2 protein-coding genes are annotated in these 1,053 nt (G+C 68.4%); both read right to left on the minus strand.

Going from position 1 to position 1,053, the window contains the following annotated elements; all coding sequences use genetic code 11:
* On the minus strand, positions 1-202 hold a 202-nt coding region (locus tag ACDELDRAFT_RS22920), incomplete at its 3' end, for an SDR family NAD(P)-dependent oxidoreductase (RefSeq protein ID WP_005801572.1).
* A gap of 13 nt (positions 203-215) precedes the next feature.
* Positions 216-1,053 (minus strand): tripartite tricarboxylate transporter substrate binding protein (locus ACDELDRAFT_RS22925; protein ID WP_005801574.1); only part of this gene is annotated, 838 nt, incomplete at its 5' end.

Genomic DNA, 1,053 nt, shown 5'->3' on the forward strand with positions numbered 1-1,053 from the left:
GCACGTCGGCGCTGATGCCCAGCGCCTGCGCACCCAGCGCGCGCAGGCCTTCGGCCGCCTGCTGCACCTTGTCGGGTGAGCGGCTCATGACCACCACGTGGGCGCCCGCGCGTGCAAACGCCTGGGCGATGCCGAGGTTGATGCCGCTGCTGCCGCCGGCCACGAAGACATGGCGACCTGTGAAGTAGGAGGATTCGGGCATGGCGCTCTCCTTTTCAGTCCAGCTGCAGCTTCTGGCTGCGGATCAAGTCGCCCCAGTCCTGCCGGTCGCGCTCCACGATCTTCGAGAACTGCTCGCTCGCCATGCCCCCGGGGCGGCCGCCCAGCTCGCGGTAGCGCTGGACCACGGCCGGGTCCTGCAGCACGGCGACGAGGTTGTCGGTGAGCTTCTTGACGACCGCTGGCGGCGTTTTGGCGGGCACGAAGAAGCCCATCCATCCCACCTTGTCGAAGTCCTTCATGCCCAGCTCGGTCATGGTGGGCACGTCGGGCAGTTCGGGCTCGCGCGTGGCGCCGGTCACGGCCAGCGCGCGCAGCTTGCCGTCCCTGACATGGCCCAGCGACCCCGTGAGGTTGTCGAACATGAACTGGGTCTCGCCCGCAACGATGGCCATGGTGGCGGGCGCGGAGCCCTTGTAGGGCACATGCACCACATCGACGCCCGCGCTCTGGCGCAGCAGCTCGCCCATCAGGTGCGTGGTCTGGCCCACGCCCGCGGACGAGAACGCGAGCTGGCCCGGCGCGCGCTTGGCGGCCGTGACGAGATCCTTGAGGCTCTTAATGGGCGACTTCACCGGTACGACCAGCACGTTGGCGAACGAGATCATGTCGGTCAGCGGGGTGAAGTCTTCAGCCTTGTACGTGAGCTTCTGGTAGGCGGTGTAGTTGATGGCGTTGGAGCCGGTGTTGCCCACCAGCACGGTGTAGCCGTCGGCCGGCGCACGCGCCACGAGGCTGCTGCCCAGCGAGCCGCCCGCGCCGGGCTTGTTGTCCACGATGATGGGCTGGCCCAGCCGCTCGCCGAGCTTTTGCGCCATGAAGCGCACGGGTGTG

Origin of the sequence: Acidovorax delafieldii 2AN (assembly GCF_000175235.1) — a bacterium.
Lineage (GTDB): Bacteria > Pseudomonadota > Gammaproteobacteria > Burkholderiales > Burkholderiaceae_C > Acidovorax > Acidovorax delafieldii_B.